This is a genomic window from Paenibacillus sp. J31R122, assembly GCF_056269185.1.
In genome coordinates this window covers 1-4,997 of record NZ_JBWDNM010000039.1, presented here as the reverse complement: position 1 = coordinate 4,997, position 4,997 = coordinate 1, and the positions used below count along the sequence as shown (strand labels likewise).

4 protein-coding genes, 2 tRNA genes and 1 rRNA gene are annotated in these 4,997 nt (G+C 38.4%); all 7 read left to right on the top strand.

All coding sequences use genetic code 11. From position 1 onward, the window contains the following. Positions 1-84, top strand: a 23S ribosomal RNA gene (locus tag AC0YN7_RS29540); the annotation flags it as partial. A 102-nt stretch (positions 85-186) separates the two neighbouring features. Continuing rightward, positions 187-263: transfer RNA gene (locus AC0YN7_RS29535), tRNA-Met, on the top strand. 35 nt (positions 264-298) lie between these two features. Continuing rightward, positions 299-374, top strand: a tRNA-Thr gene (locus tag AC0YN7_RS29530). Positions 375-736: 362 nt separating this feature from the next. Next, positions 737-2,494, top strand: coding sequence for a class I adenylate-forming enzyme family protein (locus AC0YN7_RS29525; RefSeq protein ID WP_475813586.1), 1,758 nt, complete (start codon positions 737-739; stop codon positions 2,492-2,494). Then, the gene (locus AC0YN7_RS29520) at positions 2,487-3,566 is read left to right on the top strand and encodes an acyltransferase family protein (RefSeq protein ID WP_475813585.1); all 1,080 of its coding nucleotides are present in this window, start codon (positions 2,487-2,489) and stop codon (positions 3,564-3,566) included. The genes AC0YN7_RS29525 and AC0YN7_RS29520 overlap by 8 nt, the downstream gene beginning before the upstream one ends. Before the next feature lie 97 nt (positions 3,567-3,663). Further along, positions 3,664-4,362, top strand: coding sequence for a response regulator transcription factor (locus AC0YN7_RS29515; RefSeq protein ID WP_475813587.1), 699 nt, complete (start codon positions 3,664-3,666; stop codon positions 4,360-4,362). Positions 4,363-4,389: 27 nt separating this feature from the next. Continuing rightward, on the top strand, positions 4,390-4,917 hold the full coding sequence (locus AC0YN7_RS29510) for a hypothetical protein (protein ID WP_475813584.1): 528 nt from the start codon (positions 4,390-4,392) through the stop codon (positions 4,915-4,917). Positions 4,918-4,997 lie beyond the last annotated feature (80 nt).

The following is a 4,997-nucleotide window of genomic DNA, read 5'->3' as shown; positions in this document are numbered from 1 at the left end:
AAGACGACGAGGTTGATAGGTTCGGGGTGGAAGCACAGCAATGTGTGGAGCTGACGAATACTAATCGGTCGAGGGCTTATCCTAAATAAGTTTGCATGGACCCATACATCCGGCAGACAAACAGCTAAGGTTTCAGTAAGACAACTTTCGTATCCAGTTTTGAAGGTGCAATTTACTTCTTTACGACGCGGGGTGGAGCAGCCCGGTAGCTCGTCGGGCTCATAACCCGAAGGCCGCAGGTTCAAATCCTGCCCCCGCAACCAATTACCTTCTTACTAAAGGTAATTCATAATGATGTGCCGTTGTAGCTCAACTGGTAGAGCAACTGACTTGTAATCAGTAGGTTGGGGGTTCAAGTCCTCTCGACGGCACCATTTTTTTTTCAAAAGAACAATAAAGATTTAACCTGAACTCCTTGTGAATCAAGGTTTTTTTTATTTTATAGATTAAAAAAGTTTTAACTAAAAACATACGAGAACCGAGCATTATTTCTGCTCGAGTCTCGTATGTTTTTTTTATAACAACAAAGGCATAGGAAGCGATACAAACGTTGATTAGACAGAACCAGCTAGTTTATAGTATATAATCAATAAATGTTCTTTATAAAGAACTAATTAAATGCTATATTATATTTGAATTAATAGTTATGAAGTTAATAATGTAAATATCCAAATTAATTTGTTTGTTTTAAAGAATGTTTGTTTCTCTATTGCTGATTACGGAGGGTATGGAGGAAATGAAAAAAGCTAGCGATTTTAATAGAGATACGATTCCCTATATGCTGGAAAGAAGAGCGATATATTGCCCTCATGATACAGCGTTCAGTTTCCCAGAATTCAAACAAAGCTACACATGGTCAGCTATTTGGAAAGAAGTTCAGCAGATTGCCAAAGGATTTCTTGAGTTAGGTATTAAAAAAGGAGATACCATAGCTTTGTTAATGCCAGGTAGAATGGAACTTATGCTCTCGATGTTTGCTACTGCTTGTGTGGGAGCAATCATTGTTCCGCTCAATACATATTCCAAGAAGAATGAGCTCGAAAAGTATCTGAAAGATTCCACTCCAAGCGTGATGATCATTGGGAGAGAGGGGAATCATATCCATTATCCATCCCTTTTGCAAGAAATCTTATCCGATAACAAAAGAAACAATTATGATTGTTCATGGATGCCAGCGCATATTTTCATGTTGGATAATGAATCAAGGGTTCCTTTTCCATTTCGTCCATATGGGGAACTATTTGCACTCGCATTGAACAAGGATGATCAGTCCCTGCTAGCGGCTTGTCGAGAGGTTACCATCAAGGATCCACTTATCCTGCTATATACCTCAGGCACATTAGGCTCTCCTAAGGGCGTTCTTCGTACGACCTCATCTTTCCATGCCAGTCATACATCCAAAACAAACAAAGAGAATAGTTTAATTTCTAATATGGTTGATCGTATAACGAGCCATTTTACGGTTATGAATTTGTTGCCTTTGTATCATCTAGGAGGATTTGGAACCATATTTACAGGCTTAAAGGGTTGTAATATAAATATCGTTATGTTGAGCCACTTTAATCCTACGTTGGCCCTGAACACGGTTGAAAAAGAAAAATGTAGGGTCCTGATAGGCACTCCCTTCATGATTAATCAAATGCTTGCTTCCCCAAGTTTACATGCACACAATCTGAAGTCATTGCTTGGTGTAGTATTTACTTCGGCAGCTGTGACAAAGTCTATTTTGCAAAAAGTAACGAAGGAATTGAACTTGTACTTCTTTATGGTTAGTTATGGATCATCTGAGGCAGGGTCCGTTGCAACTGGTATTTGCTTTATAGAAAGGAAGAATAATTTAGTACTTCGTTTCCTATATAATTTCTTGAAAAATACGAATATGCTTGGTGGATTAATTAGTCAAAAGGAATTTGAAAAGGGCTCCTACAGTCTTGCCGGCAAGATCGATAAACGTGTAGAAGTGAAGGTGCTGAATCCGAAAACAGGAGAGCCAATGCCCATAAAGGAGCATGGTGAAATTTATATTCGAAGTCATCGGGTTATGCGATATACGAAGGAAAACAAAGAGAAGCCTTGCTTTTCGACTGATGGCTGGTACAAATCAGGGGATTTAGGATTTATAGATGAAAAAGGTCATCTAACGATTACAGGCAGACTTAATCGCTTAATCTCTCGTGGTGGTGAGAAGATCTCTCCTATAGAAATTGAAGATGTTCTGTTGAAGCATAACGAAGTCGAGGAAGCACTTGTTATCGGAATCCCAGACGAGCTGTATGGGGAGCAGATATGTGCTTGTATTGTTTTTAAGAAGGGAGCGGACCTTACATCAGATAAACTAAGAAGCTTTCTAGAGCCCCACCTATCAGCCTTTAAGCTGCCGCGCTATTTTGTATTTCTTTCTTCCTTTCCATTGTCTGCAACAGGAAAGATTTCTGTTAAAGATATTCAACAAATAGCTAGGGATAGAATAGGGGAGCTGCTGCAACATGCGTAGGTATTATCCGGGTATTACTGTATTTAAGCTAATAGGCTCCCTGTTGGTTTTAGTTGCACATATTATGTTGATTCGTTATATGGGCATTTTGCCTGAACAGCATGTGCTGCAGTTTATAATGCTGAATTTCCGGGTTATTGTACCGTGCTTCTATGTAATTGCTGGTTTTTTGGCTTACAGAGGCTGCGTGAACGCGGAAAATCCCAAGATGTATATTCGAAGGTACATAACTAGAATTACGATGATTTACAGTTTTTTTTGCTTGTTATTTATAATGGAGTTCATTATACCGGCATTTCTAAATAATGGATTATCCATTACAAATTTTATTCTCCAGGCTAAAATATTATTTATGACTGTTTTTTTAAATGGTCCTTTTATACAGCTATGGTTTATCCCTCCTTTACTTTTTGGAATTATCGTTTCCTATTGGTTTTTTGAGAAGCAATATTATCGATTTGTTATTGTACTAGCGCTTGTGGGATTTCTTATTAGTCAATTGGTTTCCGGATCACTTAGGCCGATCTTGGCAGCAGTAATTGGGAATGGCGTTTTGCTGGATTCGTCTGTTTGGGGCTATTTGGTTTTGTTCGTAACGAGGTATTTTGGTTTTGGATTAACCTTTGTATTAGTCGGAGTTATTATCGCGAAAAATGAGGATAAGTTTCTGCAAAGCAAGATGGGAATCCTTCTAATCCCAGGACTCATTCTTGCGGTTATAGAAACAATCTGGTTAATTAATGTGAGTGAGTGGATGGCAGAGTATAAGCTTGCTTTCAGTATACTCCCAAACACAATTTTAGTTTTCAATGGGGTTCTCCGTCTTAAAAGTCAATCGATTCAGTCTTATCACAAGGCAATCAACCTATTTAGTATCGTTACGTTTTGCTGCCATATTCCCTTAATGAAATTGAACCTGCTTATATTAGGCTGGGTTACTGGCAGCATGACTGTACTACAGGACCTTGTATTTTTACTTCTAACCTTCATTCAATGCGTAGCTGTAACTCTCCTCATTACGCTTAGAAAAAAGCTTTTCTCATACAGACAATCCAGAAGGCTATCATCCTGATAAGTTCAAAAGCAGTAAAAACCTCCTACATTCTGGAGGTTTTTTCGTGTTAAACTGGATGCAATGAACATATGACAAAACTATTGGAGAATAAATGATGGATCAGCGCAAAAAAATACTTATTATTGAAGATGAAAAGGATATTTCGCGTATATTAAAAGATTATATTAGTATGAATGGATACGAGACTATGGTCGCAGAGAATGGAAAGGACGGCCTACACCTGAGCCAAACATGGCAGCCACACTTTATTGTGTTGGATATTATGCTTCCAGATATGGACGGTATAGACCTTTGTCGTCAAATTCGTGAAACGAATCAAGTCCCAATCCTTATTTTAAGCGCGCGGGGCAGTGATACAGATAAGGTGTTAGGGCTTGGATTCGGAGCTGATGATTATATGACCAAGCCGTTCTCAATGAGTGAGTTGGTGGCACGTATAAATGCTCATTTAAGAAGAGCAGGGAATTCCGTTCATTCAGAAAAGAATGAAGATCGTATACAGTTCGGCAATGTGACCATTGATAAGAAATCATATAGCGTTAAAGTAGATGGACAAGATGTTTCCCTATCAGCCAAAGAATTTGAGCTCTTGTTTTATTTAGCTAAGCATAAAAACCAAGTTTTCTCCAAAAGTCAGCTGCTTGATGCAATTTGGGGGTTTGAGGCTTATGGTGATGAAAATACGATAACGGTTTATATAAGAAGAATACGTGAGAAAATCGAAGCTAGTCCGTCGAATCCTACCTATATCAAAACGGTCTGGGGTATCGGATATAAATTCAGCCAAGACTAATGGAAGAGAGCGGAGACACCTATGTATTTGAGTAGTTGGATGCGAAGATGGTTTGCGGCTGTATCTATTTGTGCTTTTATTGTAATTGGCTGCGGAACTTACTTGCTATTAGATAATGATAGAGGCAGAATCGAACCCGATCCGAAATATGTTATTAATCAAGTTAGGTTAAAAGTAAGCAGCATTATGTCTTATTTGGAGATGCATTATGGGGATATCCAACATGATTCTGCCGTTCGAGACAGTCTTCAAGAGATGTCTAACAACAGCGGTATAGATATGTTAGTAGCAGGGCTTGACGGCAAAGTAGTTTATACATCCTCCATAAATGAATCTCTTCCCATAATAGATTTGAGAAATGCACTTCACTATGATTTATATACGGCAAGGGTGGAAAAGGATGTTTTTAGAATTGCATTTCCATTGTTGGACAAAGCAGCCCAAGCTCAAATAGGAAATGTGATATTTACTATGCCTATAACTACACTTGCCTATATAAAAGAAAAGAATACACCGGTATTCCCCGAGGCCACTGAAAAAGTCTATATCTTATAAACAGGATACCCTTCCTCGATTTTTACGAGGAAGGGTATCCTGTTTTCCTATATAATTAAATTATTAATTTCAGGTGGTGT